Raw genomic sequence first — 16,350 nt, 5'->3', positions numbered from 1 at the left:
ATAATTAATGACGTGTGCTGTGTCAGACTTTTGTGGTTCGTACACGATGCCGCTGCTAAACCCAAACGTTAGAAGAAGTGCTAGGAATACATGTTTCATTCTTTTTCATCCTCTCTACTTATCATCTTTTTCGTGATTGTTGATACATCGTCCTACAACTCGTACTCGTCTATACATGTAGCTTCAGCCTTCTTCTCTCCAATTACAATGGCTTGATATTGGAGGATTTGTGATGGCGAGGCAAGATGGCGATATTTTTCAAACAACTGTACACATTGCAGAGCATCATAATGTCGATTCATCAAATCCGATAGAACGAAACAGTGCAAGGTTTCATTGATTCCACTTTCAATGCGTCCCTTTGTAAAATCATATTTTGCTTTCTGATATCGATATTGGAGGTGCTGAACCATATTCACCAACATTGTTCGTTCATGGAATCTAGCAATATCGCCAGAGAGGCGTAATAAAACCTCATCCACACAAAAATGATATTTATTTGCTGCTTCCATAATCGTAACGAGGCCCGGAAGTATTTCAACAGGCTGCTCCGCCAGATAATCGGTATATTCCTTAATAATTTTTTCATTCCCCATTAATACTTCCAGTGTGTAAAAATTCGCTCTCGCAAAGACAGTAAACCGCTCAACGATTCTAATCCCTTCATCGTCCAGAAGTTCAAACCAATGTAAATCGGCGTATGCTTGTACATATTCTTTGGATTGGGAATAAGCGCCTTGCATCTGTAGGACTAATCCTTTATACAAATAACCCATTCCGTAGTAGTAGACAAGCGGACGTTCTGTTTTTATCAACTCTGTCGTTCGATTTTTTCTGCATTTTTGCAGCTTATCTTGATAAAAAATGTTGGAAAGCCCTCGTAGCTCATCTGCGTAGGTTTCTGCTTCACTCCATTTTTGCAAAGTGAAACAAACCTTCGACAAATTTAACAAAGCATCTAATTGATCCGTTTCGGGTAATCGCTTTCGATATGGCGAAAAGCGAATAACAGCCTTCTCATTTTCATCCGCATTTGTCCCGAGAATTGCCTGAAATAATCGGTAGTGACTCATCACAAACTGGGTAGAGTAGCTATCTTTCTCGTTCTCAATTACGTACTCATAGAATGGCACCGCCTTTCCCAGTTTTCCATCCTCATATAATTGCTCTGCCACAGTAAAAAGGATGGAGATATTTTTGGGATTCTCCAATAATTGGGAGGCAACAGCTTCGATGCAATCCTTTCGCCCATTCTCAGCGCTTCGAATCAAGTAAGGTATCAATCGGGGGCGCGAAATTTTCCCTTCATATAAACATTCATCGGGATAAAGTTCATACATCCAGCCTGGCTCGTAGCCAAACACCTCAGCGAGCGCGTCTAATTGACTTATCGTAATAGCCCGAGGCGGCTTCCCGTTTAGAATCTCGCTCAATGTCCCCGGATTAATACCAGTTAAATCCCCTAGTTTGCTCAATGTATAACCGCGTGCTCTCCGATGTTGTTCGATTTCTGACCGCAGCGACTGGTGCAATGTCCCTTGCAGTCCCCCCATAATGGATCACCCTTTTAGTTTTGCTTTATTTTACAACCAAATGGTTATTTTTGGAAGATACTTAAGACATAACTTTATCATTTTACTGTTCGAAGATAAAAAAAGTAGTTAGTTTTAGACTCAATTATCAATCTTTACTGATCTGACAGCAAAAGCCCAGCATTCGTGCAAGCCGGGCTTTTGCTGTCGCGCTAACGGGAACTTTCGGGCCGTGTCACCCCAAAAACGTGACCAATCAAGCAGCCTTCGTGTTGGACAGTCTTTACTGATATTGCGCCATTAGTTTGTCTAGCATTTCTCTCATAACATGAATCAACTCGTCTGGCGCTTTTACCTTTGCATCCGTACCCAATCCAATAAAAAAATGGCCGAAAAATGGAAGGCTGCTCGTGGGGATTCGATGGCCCAGCCATCCCGTGCCGTCTTCTCGAACATGAATTTGCATTTTGTGCGCCGGCCACAGTTCGGATTCACATCTCTGCACCCCTGTTGCAGTAAGCTCAACATAAAGTTCCATAGCCGGACTCTCCTCTTCAATGTAAGAGTCCCAGTTTCCTGTATGCACTTGCGTCAAATCGACCGCTTTTCGTTCGATCAGTTCAACAGATCTAACCCGGTCACAGCGAAACAAGCGAAAATCGCGGCGGTGAAAGCAATAGGCCGGACAATACCAAAACCCGTTGCTGGCATATATTCCGATCGGCTGAACATCTCTTAACCGCTTATCCTGTTTCGATTCGTACTCTATGCGCACCACTTTTTGATCGATCGCAGCATCCAGCAACAAGCTCAAATATGGCGTGCTTGTATGTCTCATCGGCGTAACTAGATCAAATCGTTCCCGCATCCGGTCGATACGGTCCCGAATATCTTCTGACATATAAGAGTAAAATTTGCGCAACACTGAATCTGTTTCCGCCTCAAACGGAAGATTCGCGTAGTGCCTCAATGCATGGCTGGCAAAAAAGACAGCAAGCGCTTCGCCTTCCGTAAAAGCAACCGGGGGCAGCATTCTCTCGTTAAGCATCTTATATCCCCCATTCGGACCGACTTCCGAATAAAAAGGAACCCCTAATGCGCTCAACTCCTGCATATCCCGCATAATCGTCCGCGTGGAAACTCCAAATTCACTGGCAAGCTGTTTGGCGTTGAAAGATTTCTTTTTGTTGACGGCCATCATAATCTCGATCAGTCTTTTAGATTTTGCCATGAGAAACTCCTTTTTTTATTACGACAAATATTGTCACTATTCTACGTTACGATGCTAATGAAGTCCAAAACAGCAAAAATTGGACCATTTCATTTAAAAGGAGATTGATTACATGTCAATGCGCAAACGTCGTTCATTATGCTGGATGGAAAAGCTACGGAAGCGATTGAGTTTTACCAAGAAGCGTTGAACTCGAAATTACTGTTCAAAACTACGTACGGGGAAGCCAAGAATGCCGAAAGTTTGCCTGAAGAAGGAAAAAACCGTATTGCCCATGCCGTGTTGCAAACTGGAGAAAATGATATGATGGTTGCTGATCTTTTTCCAGGGCAACCTTGTGTAATCGGAAATCAGGTGAATATTTGTATAACATCGACGCAACAAAGCGAGATTGAAGAAATGTTTAATAAATTGAGCGAAAAAGGGCAAGTGTTGTTCCCGTTGCAAAAAACTGAATTTAGTCCCTGCTTCGGAATGGTGAAAGACCGTTATAACATTACGTTCCAATTCTACATGAATAATACAACAAGCAATTGGAGCTGAAAATACCAGAATCAACGCTATAAAGCTCCGAGGGGAACCCCGGAGCTTTATAACGTTCATCGTACCGCTTCTTTTAAACGTTCGCTATTCCTTTTTCCCAATCAACAATTCCACTTCCTCGATTTCCTTCGGGATCTGCGATGAGAGCACCTCGTAGCCGTCTACTGTTACCAACACATTATCTTCAATCCGAATGCCAATCGCTTCTTCCTCTATGTACAGACCTGGTTCAATCGTGATCACCATACCGGGTTGCAAAGGAGCACTGTAATCCGAGACATCATGCGTATCCAGTCCAAGGTGATGGGACACGGAATGATAGTAGTATTTGGACAGCTCACTGCTGTCTTGGATGAGACCGAGACGTAGCAGGCCATCTGTCAGGACTTGTTTCGTCACATCATTGAGTTGTGTAAGTGTGACACCAGGCTTGACTGCTTCTATGGTCTTGATTTCTGCTTCGAGCACGAGCTGATAGATCGCTTTCTGACGTTCTGTAAAGCGACCGTTCACGGGAAACGTTCGTGAAATATCAGCTGCATAGTAATTCGATACTGCACCGAGGTCGAGGAGGACCAAGTCACCATCTTCTGCACGCTGATTATTCGCTTCATAGTGCAAGATCGTAGCATTGATACCGCTACCAATGATAGGTAAATAAGGAAGCTCGCGAACACCATGCGACTTCAACGTGAAATCATAATACGCCTCTAGCTCATATTCCATGATTCCAGGACGTGCATGCGACCACATGCGACGGATTGCTTCATCCGTGATCGCAATCGCACGTCTGATCTCTCCGATCTCTGCTGGACTTTTCAACATACGCAGTTCTTTCAGCCATGGGCCCGCATCGTGAATCTGCAGGGTCCGATATTTCTTCTGCGCGTCTTCGGCAAAAGTCTCAGCAGGGGTCAGCTCGTCGCTCCACTGATAGCGATACAAGTCGAGATAGAGCGAGCACTTGCCTTCGCAGCGTCTCATAAAGGTTCCAAATGACTCCAGCCACTCGTCGAGATAGTCGAAGTGTTCGATACCAGACTGCTCTTTCGCCTCTTGATCCGATAAGACGGCCCCTGTCCATTTCGCTTCCAGTTCATTTGGGCGCTGAAGAAATAGCGTTTCGTTCACGATACCAGCGCGTTTCGTGATCATGAGAATGAGGTTGCTGCGCGCAATGCCGGTTAAATAATAGAAGTTGCGGTTCGGTGAAAACAGGTATTTATCGTCATTGCTGCGTGTCTTGACAACCCCCGAAAATAGGACAATTGCGCTGTGGTCAGGCATTTTTTCCGCGAGTTTTTGACGGCGATTGATGAACTCTATTGAATGTAAGGTTCCTGTCATTGGTTTTATACCCCCTCGTTCGTGAGTTTCTTCTTATTGTAGGATACTTTCATCATTTGGGAAACGAGTTTCAATAAAGAGCAGTTGCTCTAGGCAAACTGCTCCTTGTTATCGTAGACTACGACCGCATTTTATGAAACGTTACTCTGCCACTCTTTTCGCCCAACGCAGGTCCGGTGTGCCGGTTACACTGAAGCGGATGCCTTCGATTTTTTTGCTGTTTAGGTAGTTTTCGTTATTGAAATAAACCGGGATGACTGGCATATCCTGCATCAAAATGGTTTCAGCGTCGTGCAAAAGCTTCATCCGTGCTTCCTCGTTTTGCTCGACCTTTGCTTTTTCGATCAGCTCGTCAAACTTCGGATTGGCCCAGTTGGTGAAATTGCGGGAGCTTTTCCCTGTATACAGCTCCAGCATCGCGAGCGGATCAAGGTAATCGCCGCCCCAACCCATGCGGGCAATCTGGAAGTTTTTCTGCTTGAACGTATCGATGTATGTTTTCCACTCCTGATTCTCCAGCTTCACTGGAACACCCAAATTTTGCTTGAACATTTCTTGCAGTGCTTCGGCGATCTTCTTGTGGTTTTCCGCGGTGCTGTATTTCAGTGTAATCGGCGGCAGCTCTGTCCACCCTTCTTCCTTTAAGCCTTCTGCCAGGAGCTGCTTCGCCTTGACGGGATCAAACTGATAGTAAGGCGCTACTTCTTCTCGGAAGTCCTTACCCGAAGGAGTTTTCACCCCAAATGGCGTATAGCCGTACGCTGGAAGCTGGCCTCCCTTGGTCACGTTTTTCGTCAGGATGTCCCGGTCGATCGCGTAGGAAAAGGCCTGACGAATTTTCGCATTCGTAAACGGCTTTTCCTCTACGTTAAACGTGTACGTATAAATGCTGTAGTCCGGGAATGATTTGTACTCTTCTTTTTCTTTTTCCTGTTCAATCACGTCGATCGGCAGGGAATCAATCAGATCAAGCGCTCCTGTTTTGAACATCTGGTAGTAGGTGGTCGCTTCGTTTACCATCTTGAAGTGGACGGTGTCCATCGTTACTTTTTCTTTCTCCCAATACCTCTGGCTTTTGGCGATCGTCAGTTGGCTATTGTGGTCCCAGCTCTCCACGGTGTACGGGCCATTGGTCACGATGCCTTTCGCTTCGGCCGCCCAGTTTTTGTCTGCATCCACAACTTTTTTGTTCACTGGCAGATAGGCGCGACTCATCATGATTTTCGGGAAATAGGTGATCGGATCTTTCAGTCCAACGATGAGTGTTCGGTCATCCTTTGCCTTGATCTGAACGTCATCCACGCTACCTTTGCCCGTGTTGTATGCCTCAGCGCCTTGTATGTAGTAGAGTGCGGATGGTTCATAGGCGGCAGTCTGTGGATTCAACACACGCTTCCAAGAGTATTCGTAGTCATGCGCCGTCACCGGATCGCCGTTCGACCATTTCATCTCGGGGCGCAGAGTAAACGTGTAGGTTTTGCCGTCCGGGGAGACTTCCACCTTTTCGGCTGCTCCTTCGCTGATGTCTCCATTTTGGCTGTATCGGTACAATCCTTCATACAGATGATCAATTACCCAGTACGATGTGGTATCGGAAGCGAATGCCGGGTCTAATGTGTACGGTTCGCCCCGCAGGTTAGCGGTCATGACTTGTTTGATGGCTGTCCCCGTCTGTTGATCGGAAGATGCAGCTGATTTATCGCTGCCGCACGCAGAAAGCGCAGGCACAGCGAGAGCTAACAATGCAACAAAAGTAAGCAATCCCTTTTTCATGATGATTTCCTCCTTGTTCTCCTCTGTCTACTGTACAAGATGGCAAGCGATCCAGTGTCCGTGCCTCACCTCCTTCCAATCCGGTGCTATTTCGGAGCAAACGCCTTGGGCAACCGGACATCTGGTGCGAAACGGACAACCGCTTGGCGGATGAATCGGGCTGGGTGGTTCTCCAGTCAGTACAATCTGCTCCCGTTCTTCGCGCTGTGCTGGATGGGAGACGGGCATTGCCGAGATCAAGGCTTGCGTGTAGGGATGCAGCGGCGTGGCAAACAACTCCTCGCTCGGTGCAAGCTCCATCATCTGCCCCAGGTACATCACGCCAATCCGGTCGCTGATATGCTTCACTATCGACAGGTCATGGGCGATAAACAGATAGGTGATAGACCGCTCTGCCTGAAGATCAGCTAAAAGATTGACGATTTGCGCCTGAATGGACACATCCAGTGCGGAGATGGACTCGTCTGCCACGATAAAGCTGGGCTCCACCGCAAGCGCACGAGCGATTCCGATACGCTGTCGCTGTCCGCCGCTAAATTCATGCGGAAAACGTTTGGCGTGGCTTGGGTGCAATCCTACTAGCTCCAGCAGCCGATAGATGCGCTCTTCTCGCTCTTTTCCTTTTGCCAATCCATAGGAGTCGATTCCTTCGGCGATGATGTCGCCTACCCGCAACCGCGGATTGAGTGAGGCCTGCGGATCCTGGAAGATCAGCTGCATGTGGCGGTTCGCTTCCCGTTGCTCACGTCGATCCATCCTGGCGATGTCTTTGCCTTGAAACAGGATGCGCCCTGTAGTAGCCGGGTACAGGCCTACGATCGTCCTGCCCAGCGTAGACTTGCCGCAGCCGCTTTCCCCAACGATTCCGAGCGTCTCCCCTCGCCTGATTTCAAAAGAGACGCGGTCAACAGCTCTAACCCGTTGGCCTTTGCCAATCTCAAACGATTTAGCGAGATTCTCCACTTCTACTAAGTTGTCACCCATGTGTCTCCCTCCTTGCTACCATCCACGCTTCTACTCCCCGGGCACGCGGGTCGTTCAGCCAGCAGCTCGCCTCATGCTGATTGAAAAACGAATTTGATTGAGGCATATGCTCCAGGCAAATTTCCATGGCAAACCGGCAACGGGCGGCGAAAGGGCAGCCGGCAGGTGGACGAAATAGATCCGGCGGTGTCCCCTCGATGGGAATCAGTCGTTCTTTTTTACCTGCATCAAGACGTGGCACAGACTGCAACAGCCCTTGTGTGTACGGATGGCGCGGATTGTCAAAAATCTCTCCCACCGGGCCGCTCTCCACCACTACACCTGCGTACATGACCGCTACATGATCGGCCACCTCTGCGACAACGCCCAGATCGTGGGTGATCAAAATGATCGAGGTGTGCAACTGCTCCTGCAATTCCTTCATCAGACGAAGGATCTGCGCCTGAATGGTCACGTCGAGCGCCGTCGTCGGTTCATCTGCGATAACCAACTGCGGTTGGCAGGCTAGCGCCATAGCGATTCCGACACGCTGCCGCATTCCTCCACTTAGCTCGTGCGGATATTGTTCAAATCGCCTCGCCGCCTCTGGAATACCTACCCTCTCTAGCAGTTTCAGCGTCTCTTCCTTTGCTTCCGTCTTCGTATGCTTTCGATGTTTGATCAGCCCTTCCGCAATCTGCTGACCGATTTTCATCGTGGGGTTCAGCGAGGTCATCGGGTCCTGAAAGATCATACCGATCTGCGAGCCGCGAACCTGCTGCCATTCCAGCTTCGTCAGCCCAGTGAGTTCACGCCCGCGAAACCGAATGCTGCCGCCTTTTACCTGACCTGTTCGTGGTGGAATCATCCCCATCAATGCCCGAGCCGTCACACTTTTTCCGCAGCCACTTTCCCCCACAATCGCCAGCGTCGCTCCCTCCTTCACAGAAAAGGAAACCCCTCTTACTGCCTGCACCTCTCCACCGTACGTGCGAAAGGAGACGCGTAGCTGATCTACTTCCAATAAAGGCTTCATGATGTACTCCCCCTCATTTCCTGATCCGTGGGTCCAGTGCATCCTGCAAACCGTCCCCGAGTGCATTGCAAGCGAACATCGTAAGCGAAATCATGAATCCCGGAAAAAACAGTCGCCACCACTGTCCGCTCAGCATAACCGCCAGCGCGTCGTTGGCCATGGTTCCCCAGCTGGCTATTGGCGCTTGCACACCCAGTCCAAGAAAGCTGAGAAATGATTCGGCGAAAATCGCGTGCGGAATCGTAAAGGTCAGGTTGACGATGATGACGCCGATCGTATTCGGCAGCAGATGTTTGATGATGATTTTGGTATGAGAGGTGCCCAGCTTTTCTGCGGCCAGAACAAACTCCTGCCGCTTGATCTGCATGATTTGTCCTCTGACCAGGCGGGCCATCCCCACCCAGCCAGTTAGCGAAAGGGCAATAATGATTGTTGCGAGTCCAGGCTCCAGTACCACCATCAGCAGGATTACCACCAGCAGATACGGAATGCTGTACAGAATTTCGGCCAACCGCATCAGGATGTTGTCTACACGGTCGCCCAGCTTGTTCCTCCCTGCCATGTAACCGGATATCCCGCCGATGCATACACCAATCACGAGGTCGGTGGCTGCTGCCGCCACACCAATAAACAAAGAGATTTGTCCGCCTGCCCAGGTACGTGCCCACATGTCCCGCCCCAAGTCATCGGTTCCAAACCAGTGCTCGCCCGACAGTGGCAGATTTCCTTTCGTCAAAGACTGTTCATGTGGGCTGTGGGGAACGAGCAACGGACCAATGATTGAGAGGGTCACCACTGCTGCGAGCAGGAAGAACCCCAGCATTGCCAGCTTGTTACTGGAAACCCGCTGCAATACCTCCTGCCAATACCCAAGACTCGGGCGCTCCCGAATTTCCTCAGAAAGCCGGTTTCGGTCGACTGGACGAAACAGGGAATCCAGTTGTGTTGCCTGATTGGCCATAAGACTACTTCCCTCCACTCGTTAATCTGATGCGCGGGTCAATCACCCGATACAGCAGGTCGATGATGTACAAAGTAAAAATGAGCACAAAGCTGTAAAACACAGTCGTTCCCAAAATAACGGGATAATCGCGGTTAAAAATGCTTTCCACGAAATATTTGCCGAGCCCGGGAATGGCGAAAATCTTTTCCACCACAAAGGTTCCGGTCATCAGGTTGGCAAACAGCGGACCGATAAAGGTAAGAACAGGCAGGATGGCATTGCGCATCCCGTGTCTAACGACAATGGAAAAGGTGCCAAGCCCTTTGGCCTCTGCCGTGCTTATGTATTCCTGTTGCCAAACCTCAAGCATGCTGGCTCGTACAAAGCGGGCGATGATGGCGAGCGGACCGATAGAGAGCGCAAGTGTTGGAAGAATCGAGTGCTCCCAGCTCCCCCATGCAGCGACGGGTAAAAGCTCCCATTTGACCGCTAAGTACTTGATCAACAGTGGCGCGAGAATAAAACTGGGGACGGATATCCCGATGATGGCAGCAAACATAGACAAGAAATCCAAGGTCCGATTGTGATAGAGTGCCGCTACGATTCCCAGTGTGATTCCACCTGCCAGCGCGACCATAAACGACTGGAGTCCCAGAACAGCCGATGCGGGAAATCCCTCTGCAATCAGTGTGTTCACATCCCTCGTCTTGGACTGGATAGAGGGCCCTAAGTCAAATTGCAGCAATCCTTTTAGATAGAGCAGGTACTGTACCGTGATTGGCTGATCCAGGTTGTACTCCGCTCGCATGTTCTTCACCACTTCTTCTGGAAGCATTTTGGCATCTGATGCGAATGGATCACCTGGAATCAGGTGCATCGTCACGAACGTTACCGTGACAATCATCCACAGCGTAACGATCATGAGAAAGCCACGCTTGACTGCATAATAAAGCACGTTGTTTCCTCCTTTAAATAATAAAAAGTAAAACGATATGAATACTACGGATTATAAATATAGAAAACCCCTCTCCGAAAAGAAGAGGGGCGATTGCACGTTTCCCACCTTCTCATCTCGCAGATTAACTCCGCAGGAATTAGCACCGTAAGGTCAATCAGACCAAGGTTGCCGGGTTTCATCGGGCCAGTCCCTCCACCACTCTCGATAAGAATGTTCTATGAAATTTAATTTCATTGTAAAATTCTTTTTTATCTTATCATTTTACTCGGATATGTCAATACTGTTCCATGACAATTGATTTTTCTTTATTTTATTTGTGAAAAAAGTAAATCTTCATACACGTATGAATAGGAGGATGTCAGCCCAAATCTTAATCGTGGTGGCTAGGATCAACAAGGCAAGAATGGATTGGAGAATCTCCGTGCCCAAACGTTTGCTGACCTTCGTACCGAGCGGCGCTGCCATGATGCTGGCGATTACCATGATCACAGATGGCCACAGCAATATGTCCCCTGCCATCCATTTCCCTATCGTCGATCCAATGGAAGATAGAAAAGTGATGGCAAGAGAGGACGCAATCGCAACTCTTGTCGGTATCTTGAGGATGATCAACATGATGGGAACCAAAATAAAAGCGCCCGCTGCCCCGACAATTCCGGAGGCACCTCCGACCGTCAAAGCAGATAAGACAGCTGTTGGTTTATGAAAGATAACCTCGGTCGTCTGTTCACGTTCGTCCACTCGCTTTTTTGGCAGGAACATCAAGATTACAGCGATCGTGGCCAGGATGGCGTAAACGATATTGACGGCATTTGCCGAAAGAAATTTCCCTCCATATCCTCCAAGCAAGCTCCCGACAATAATGGCACTTCCCATGTACACAACGAGCTGGTAATGAATAAGCTTATCTTTGCGCAGAGTCCAAACAGCGGCTAGGGTGGCAAAAAATACTTGGACGGCACTTATTCCGGATACTTCGTGAGCTGTGTAAGCAACGAATCCAAGGGCGGGCGGAATGTACAGAAGCATCGGATACTTGATGATGGAGCCCCCGATTCCAACGAGACCAGAAATGAACGATCCCACGAAACCGATAACAAACAGTGTGATCACTAGGTCGATAGTCATAGGCTCACCCTTTGCAGCGACTCGCTTTGATTTCGTTTTATCCTCGTTGTACTACTGCCAAGCCGTTTATTTGCCATTGTAAGATACCGCCGCTCAAATTCATTACATCCTTGAATCCGTTTGCTTTAAGAATGCTTGCGCCAATGGCAGATCGGGCACCGGAACGGCATTGTACGAGAAGCGGTTTATCGTGAGGAATCTCATCTAGCCGCATGGCGAGTGAACCGAGCATGATGTGCTGTGCATCTGGAATATGTCCTTCCTTCCACTCAGCCAGATTACGTACATCTACTACATGAACCTCTCCCTTTTCCACGCGCTCTGCAATCTCTAGCGGTGTTACCTCTTCAATTGTCTCGAGCGAAGACACTTCACTTTCCATTAGCTTGGTGCTGTCGATAAAGCCTGTGACATGATCAATCCCTACAGCATGCAAGGCTTGCAAAATCTCGTCCAGCTCATATGGGGTGGTCAGGATGTGAACGGGGCGATCGTAATCGACAATCCAGCCTGCCCAGTTGGCAAATGACTTGTTAAAGGGAATATGAAGTGTTCCCGCCAGATAACCCTTCGCAAATTTGTGGAAAGGTCGCGTATCAATTATCTGTCCGTTTTCCAGTGATTTATTTACCGCTTCTAGCGAGTTGAACTCTTGAACAACAGGAAGCTCCTTTAGCAAGGCAGGGCCTTCCTTATTCACGCGTTTCATCACGGCAAAATACGTTGGCGGCTCTGGTTGTCCATCCAGGAGCGCCTGAACGAATTCCTCTTCACTCGTGTGTGACATCGCCCAGTTAAAGAGCTTTTCATAGCCGACGGTAGAAGACGGCACGGCCCCCAGTGCTTTCCCGCAAGCACTTCCTGCGCCATGGGCTGGCCATACCTGCATATAATCCGGCAGTTGCTTGAATTTTTGGAGGGACTGGAACATGGCTCTTGCACCTAACTCGGACGTCCCCTTCATTCCCGCTGCTTTTTCGAGCAAGTCCGGTCTGCCGATATCGCCGACAAAGACGAAATCTCCTGTGAAGATCCCAATAGGGCGATCTGCATTCCCTCCAAGGTCTGTCAAAAGGAAGGAGATACTCTCAGGCGTATGGCCAGGGGTATGCATGACTTCAAATAGCAAGTTTCCGATAAAAAAGCGATCCCCATCGTGCACAAGCTGATGGTTCAAGCCTTTCACGTATTGATATTTCCAATCTTCATCGCCCTCATTGGATAAAAACAGCTTCGCTTGATGAAGTGCGCCCAGTTCCCTGGCACCAGATACAAAATCAGCGTGAATGTGGGTTTCGGCGGCGGCTACAATGGTTACTCCCTCTGCTTTGGCGACCTGAAAATAAGGAGCCAAATTGCGTGCGGGATCGATCACAATCGCCTCCCCGGTTTTTTGGCAGCCGACCAGATAAGATGCATGGGCCAGCTTCTCATCATAAAAGTAACGCAATAACATCGTGTATTCCTCCCTTAACCTGTCAATTATTTGTTTGCTTTTTCCGCGAGTAACTCATGCAGACCGGAGTGATTCCAGATCGGCAAAATGGATGTCCCCCCTTCTTTCGAAAACTGCCTCACATCAATCCTTTTAGCATGCCATTCCAATAAAGGATGGGAAGCAGTTCTTTTTTCATCAGGTACATACTGAATCTTTCTTTGGATTGGTCAAAAGGAAAGGTTTCGCACGGCTTCAGGTTGTAATCAAATTCGGCGAGTACCAGCTTGTTGTACCCCGTTACGAGTGGGCAGGATGTATAACCGTCATACTTGGCAGTCAATGGATTACCATTGATCAGCGCGAGCAGGTTTTTCTCAACCACAGGCGCCTGTTTGCGAATAGCAGCTCCGGTTTTGGATGTGGGAAGATTCGTGCAATCGCCAATGCCGAAAATAGTGGGAAATCTCTTGTGCAAAAGCGTAAATGGATCGACATCGACCCAGCCTCCTGTGTCTGCCAATGCGCTGTTTGCAATGAAATCGGGCGCTTTCATGGGAGGGGTCACATGAAGCATGTCATACTTCCATACTACCTGCTCTTTGGTGTCCAGATTCTCGAAGACGGCTTCTTTGGTATCCGCCCGTACCTCCAGTAGGTTATGCTTGTATCTCGTTTCGATGTTCTTGCGACGAATGACCTTATTGAGGGTAGTGGCATACGTGGGAACGTCAAAAATACTTCCCTTCGCTGATGCAAAAATGATCGCTGACTCGTTGCGAACATGTAACTTGCGAAAGTAATCATCGGCCAGATACATGATTTTCTGAGGGGCTCCGCCGCATTTTACAGGTGAATTCGGATGGGTAAAAATGGCAGTGCCGCCTTTAAAACCCCGGATGGCTTCCCATGTACTTTCTACCGTTTGGTATGCGTAATTGCTGCAAACGCCATTCTTTCCGACGGCATCCTTCAAACCCTTTACCCCCTCCCAATCAAGTTGCAGTCCGGCAGCAACAACGAGGTAATCATAGGAAAAGACAGCCCCCTGCTTCGTACTAAGCGTGTTTTGTTCCGGTTGAAACATGGTGACCGCATCGCAGATCCAGTCAACGCCTGTGGGAATCAGAGAGGAGAGATCACGCTCGGATTCCTCCTTTTTCGCGGCACCACCTCCGACTAATGTCCACAAAGGCTGATAATAATGTTTGGATGCGGGATCGATGATGGCGACTTGTCCTATGAGCCTTTTGGAAGCACGGACGAGACGGGCAGCAACAGAGATACCTGCTGAGCCTGCTCCCACGATCACAACCGTATAATGAGCTTGTTTTGCCATAGCTCCTCCTTCGATGACCATTTGGTTTCCAATCATACGATGACCGTTCATAAGATGCAGTCTCTCTATTCAGTTTATTCCGCTGACATTTTTTCCATATAGGGGAAGTCCCCTACTTTTGGATTCATACCATTAAAACGCCAGATCGAGATATCTATTTTTTATGGCGTATTGGATCAATTGATGCTTGGAATCCAATCCTAGTTTCTGCATGATATTCGTTTTGTGGTTCTCCACGGTTTTTACGCTGATCAACAGCTTATCCGCCATTTCTTTATTGGAATAGCCAAGCACAATGAGTCTGACAAGCTCCTTTTCACGCAGCGTTAAAACAGAAGGCAACGTCTTGGCATCCGATCTCAGCCATAGATTGATGATTTCTTGCGATACTGAAGTCTTGTAAAAGCACTTGCCTCTGTAAACCTCCACAATGGCTTGAAACAGCAGTTCTCCATGGCTGTTTTTTAAAATGTAGCCATGGGCTCCGACCGTGATGGCCTCCTGGACGAAAATCTCCTCGTCATGCATGGTCAATATGACGATTTTCACCAAAGGATTCGACTTGCGAATCTCTTTGCTCGCGGTAAACCCATCCAACCCGTTCGGCAATGACAAATCCATCAGCACTACATCGGGTTTCAGCTGATTGGCTTTCAAGATGGCATCATTGCCTGTATGACTCTCTCCGACAATTTTAATTTGAGAGTAACTTTCGAGAAGCACACGCAATCCCTTCCGAATCATCGTGTGATCATCAACCAAAAGCACTCGTATCACTCTACTCTCCCTCCTTGTCCTGCTACCGTTACCTTGATCGATGTACCTTCGAGGAGGACGGATTGAATCTGAAGAGTCCCCTCCATCTGATCCACTCGTTCTTCCATATGTTTGAGGCCCAGACCAACCTGAACCTGATCGCGCACAAATCCGATTCCGTTGTCCTGAATGAGCAGAGTCAGTAGGTCGTCTTCCTTGTACAAGATGACTTCAATGAGTGTGGCCTTCGCGTATTTCAGTGCGTTATGTAAGGATTCTTGGATGACACGGTACAGATTGATTTCCAAGTTTGGCTGAAAATGATCACTAACATTGCTGTAAGAAAAGGTAATGGAAACATCCTGATGTGCTTTGTTCAAGCTAGAAACAAGATGCTGTACGGTAGGAATCAGCCCCAGCTGATCGAGACTATGCGGACGCAGCTGTAGAGAATACAGCTTGACATCTTGTATCGCTTTTTCCAGCTCATTCACAATCTCTTGCATGAATTCCCGGAATTGTCCCCTCTCATTGAGGCGTGCTTGAATTGCCTGAATACCTACTGAAACAGAATACAAGGATTGACCTACGCCGTCGTGCAGTTCCCGGGCCAGGCGCTTGTGTTCATTTTCTTGAGCTTCTAGTGTTTTTTGCAGCACCTGCTTGGAGATTCTGACCTCCTCTTCTTTTTTCTTGACCGTCATATCTTTTAAAACTAATAGGACATCCTGCATGTTTTGTTCACCATTTTCATAGATGACAGCCGTGCTCATCTCCATGTCTACGTACCGTCCTTCATAGGTAGGCATCGCAGAGAGAAAATAGGGAACCTCCCGTTTGGCGAGCAAATAACATCGTTCTTCTCCCGGTTCCAACTCTCTGTTTTGGCAGTAGGAGCAGAACGGGACCTTTTCTCCTCGTATCCAACCCGTCATTTTCTCTGCGGATGGGTTCATCACCATAATTTTTCGTTCTTGATCCATGAGAATAATCCCGTCCTGCAAGTGATCGAAGATTTGCTTCAGATACCCGTTATCCATCGCTTTTCCTTCTTCACCATAGCGTTCCATTTTCGGTCCTCCATACTGAAAGATATTGAGATCATTTCCCCTATGACCCCATCGTAAAAGACGGGGAGCACCTTTCAAATAGGTACCTTCCCCTATCTTTTGTGACGCTAAATGATGGTCAAATAGATACTGTGTTTTGATTCGCATCTGCGTATGAAAAAGCCGAGTAAACGCTAGGTATCATCTCCTAACATGCACTCGGCTTGCCACCTGAATATTTTCCTCCGTGTCCAACGACGATCTACGGATAACCGTTTTCTTCCTTTCACGATTGAGCTATAGCAATGAACATCATC

Annotated in this window: 14 protein-coding genes and 1 riboswitch; of the genes, 1 reads left to right on the top strand and 13 read right to left on the bottom strand. The window is 48.0% G+C overall.

Translation table 11 applies throughout. From position 1 onward, the window contains the following. Positions 1-152: 152 nt before the first annotated feature. Both BBR47_RS14425 and BBR47_RS14420 read right to left on the bottom strand, forming a co-directional pair. Entirely contained in the window at positions 153-1,553 is a 1,401-nt protein-coding gene (locus BBR47_RS14425) for a helix-turn-helix domain-containing protein (RefSeq protein ID WP_015891139.1), read from the bottom strand. 262 nt (positions 1,554-1,815) lie between these two features. After that, entirely contained in the window at positions 1,816-2,763 is a 948-nt protein-coding gene (locus tag BBR47_RS14420) for a helix-turn-helix transcriptional regulator (RefSeq protein WP_015891138.1), read from the bottom strand. 138 nt (positions 2,764-2,901) lie between these two features. Between BBR47_RS14420 and BBR47_RS14415 the strand changes: the two genes are divergently transcribed. Further along, a complete protein-coding gene (locus BBR47_RS14415; protein ID WP_015891137.1) occupies positions 2,902-3,306 on the top strand; it encodes a VOC family protein in 405 nt (134 codons plus the stop codon). A gap of 84 nt (positions 3,307-3,390) precedes the next feature. Here the strand turns inward: BBR47_RS14415 and BBR47_RS14410 are convergent, their stop codons facing one another. The 11 genes from BBR47_RS14410 to BBR47_RS14360 all read right to left on the bottom strand — a co-directional run bounded on the left by BBR47_RS14410 (position 3,391) and on the right by BBR47_RS14360 (position 16,054). Next, the gene (locus BBR47_RS14410) at positions 3,391-4,653 is read right to left on the bottom strand and encodes an aminopeptidase P family protein (protein WP_015891136.1); all 1,263 of its coding nucleotides are present in this window, start codon (positions 4,651-4,653) and stop codon (positions 3,391-3,393) included. Positions 4,654-4,794: 141 nt separating this feature from the next. Continuing rightward, positions 4,795-6,426, bottom strand: a complete 1,632-nt coding sequence (locus BBR47_RS14405) for a peptide ABC transporter substrate-binding protein (RefSeq protein WP_015891135.1) — start codon at positions 6,424-6,426, stop codon at positions 4,795-4,797. 27 nt (positions 6,427-6,453) lie between these two features. After that, entirely contained in the window at positions 6,454-7,410 is a 957-nt protein-coding gene (locus tag BBR47_RS14400) for an ABC transporter ATP-binding protein (protein WP_015891134.1), read from the bottom strand. Continuing rightward, positions 7,403-8,425, bottom strand: coding sequence for an ABC transporter ATP-binding protein (locus BBR47_RS14395; protein ID WP_015891133.1), 1,023 nt, complete (start codon positions 8,423-8,425; stop codon positions 7,403-7,405). Before BBR47_RS14395 ends, BBR47_RS14400 begins: the two co-directional genes overlap by 8 nt. Positions 8,426-8,438: 13 nt before the next feature. Further along, on the bottom strand, positions 8,439-9,386 hold the full coding sequence (locus BBR47_RS14390; protein ID WP_015891132.1) for an ABC transporter permease: 948 nt from the start codon (positions 9,384-9,386) through the stop codon (positions 8,439-8,441). A gap of 4 nt (positions 9,387-9,390) precedes the next feature. Further along, a complete protein-coding gene (locus tag BBR47_RS14385) occupies positions 9,391-10,323 on the bottom strand; it encodes an ABC transporter permease (protein ID WP_015891131.1) in 933 nt (310 codons plus the stop codon). 109 nt (positions 10,324-10,432) lie between these two features. Continuing rightward, a riboswitch (SAM riboswitch) is annotated at positions 10,433-10,537 on the bottom strand. Between the two features lie 122 nt (positions 10,538-10,659). Further along, complete coding sequence (locus BBR47_RS14380; RefSeq protein ID WP_015891130.1) at positions 10,660-11,454, bottom strand: sulfite exporter TauE/SafE family protein; 795 nt, start codon at positions 11,452-11,454, stop codon at positions 10,660-10,662. Positions 11,455-11,491: 37 nt separating this feature from the next. Further along, entirely contained in the window at positions 11,492-12,910 is a 1,419-nt protein-coding gene (locus BBR47_RS14375) for an MBL fold metallo-hydrolase (RefSeq protein ID WP_015891129.1), read from the bottom strand. A 118-nt stretch (positions 12,911-13,028) separates the two neighbouring features. After that, the gene (locus BBR47_RS14370) at positions 13,029-14,228 is read right to left on the bottom strand and encodes an FAD/NAD(P)-binding oxidoreductase (protein ID WP_015891128.1); all 1,200 of its coding nucleotides are present in this window, start codon (positions 14,226-14,228) and stop codon (positions 13,029-13,031) included. Between the two features lie 132 nt (positions 14,229-14,360). Next, a complete protein-coding gene (locus BBR47_RS14365; protein ID WP_015891127.1) occupies positions 14,361-15,005 on the bottom strand; it encodes a response regulator in 645 nt (214 codons plus the stop codon). Further along, positions 15,002-16,054, bottom strand: coding sequence for a PAS domain-containing sensor histidine kinase (locus BBR47_RS14360; protein WP_041749424.1), 1,053 nt, complete (start codon positions 16,052-16,054; stop codon positions 15,002-15,004). Before BBR47_RS14360 ends, BBR47_RS14365 begins: the two co-directional genes overlap by 4 nt. Positions 16,055-16,350 lie beyond the last annotated feature (296 nt).

The sequence above is a fragment of the Brevibacillus brevis NBRC 100599 genome, from assembly GCF_000010165.1.
GTDB classification, from domain to species: Bacteria; Bacillota; Bacilli; order Brevibacillales; family Brevibacillaceae; genus Brevibacillus; species Brevibacillus brevis_D.
This window is presented reverse-complemented; position numbering and strand designations above follow the sequence as displayed.

Coding starts and splice junctions, on each gene's coding strand:
- BBR47_RS14425 (WP_015891139.1), bottom strand. CDS start 1,553: ATGGGGGGACTGCAAGGGACATTGCACCAGTCGCTGCGGTCAGAAATC.
- BBR47_RS14420 (WP_015891138.1), bottom strand. CDS start 2,763: ATGGCAAAATCTAAAAGACTGATCGAGATTATGATGGCCGTCAACAAA.
- BBR47_RS14415 (WP_015891137.1), top strand. CDS start 2,902: ATGCTGGATGGAAAAGCTACGGAAGCGATTGAGTTTTACCAAGAAGCG.
- BBR47_RS14410 (WP_015891136.1), bottom strand. CDS start 4,653: ATGACAGGAACCTTACATTCAATAGAGTTCATCAATCGCCGTCAAAAA.
- BBR47_RS14405 (WP_015891135.1), bottom strand. CDS start 6,426: ATGAAAAAGGGATTGCTTACTTTTGTTGCATTGTTAGCTCTCGCTGTG.
- BBR47_RS14400 (WP_015891134.1), bottom strand. CDS start 7,410: ATGGGTGACAACTTAGTAGAAGTGGAGAATCTCGCTAAATCGTTTGAG.
- BBR47_RS14395 (WP_015891133.1), bottom strand. CDS start 8,425: ATGAAGCCTTTATTGGAAGTAGATCAGCTACGCGTCTCCTTTCGCACG.
- BBR47_RS14390 (WP_015891132.1), bottom strand. CDS start 9,386: ATGGCCAATCAGGCAACACAACTGGATTCCCTGTTTCGTCCAGTCGAC.
- BBR47_RS14380 (WP_015891130.1), bottom strand. CDS start 11,454: ATGACTATCGACCTAGTGATCACACTGTTTGTTATCGGTTTCGTGGGA.
- BBR47_RS14375 (WP_015891129.1), bottom strand. CDS start 12,910: ATGTTATTGCGTTACTTTTATGATGAGAAGCTGGCCCATGCATCTTAT.
- BBR47_RS14370 (WP_015891128.1), bottom strand. CDS start 14,228: ATGGCAAAACAAGCTCATTATACGGTTGTGATCGTGGGAGCAGGCTCA.
- BBR47_RS14360 (WP_041749424.1), bottom strand. CDS start 16,054: ATGGAACGCTATGGTGAAGAAGGAAAAGCGATGGATAACGGGTATCTG.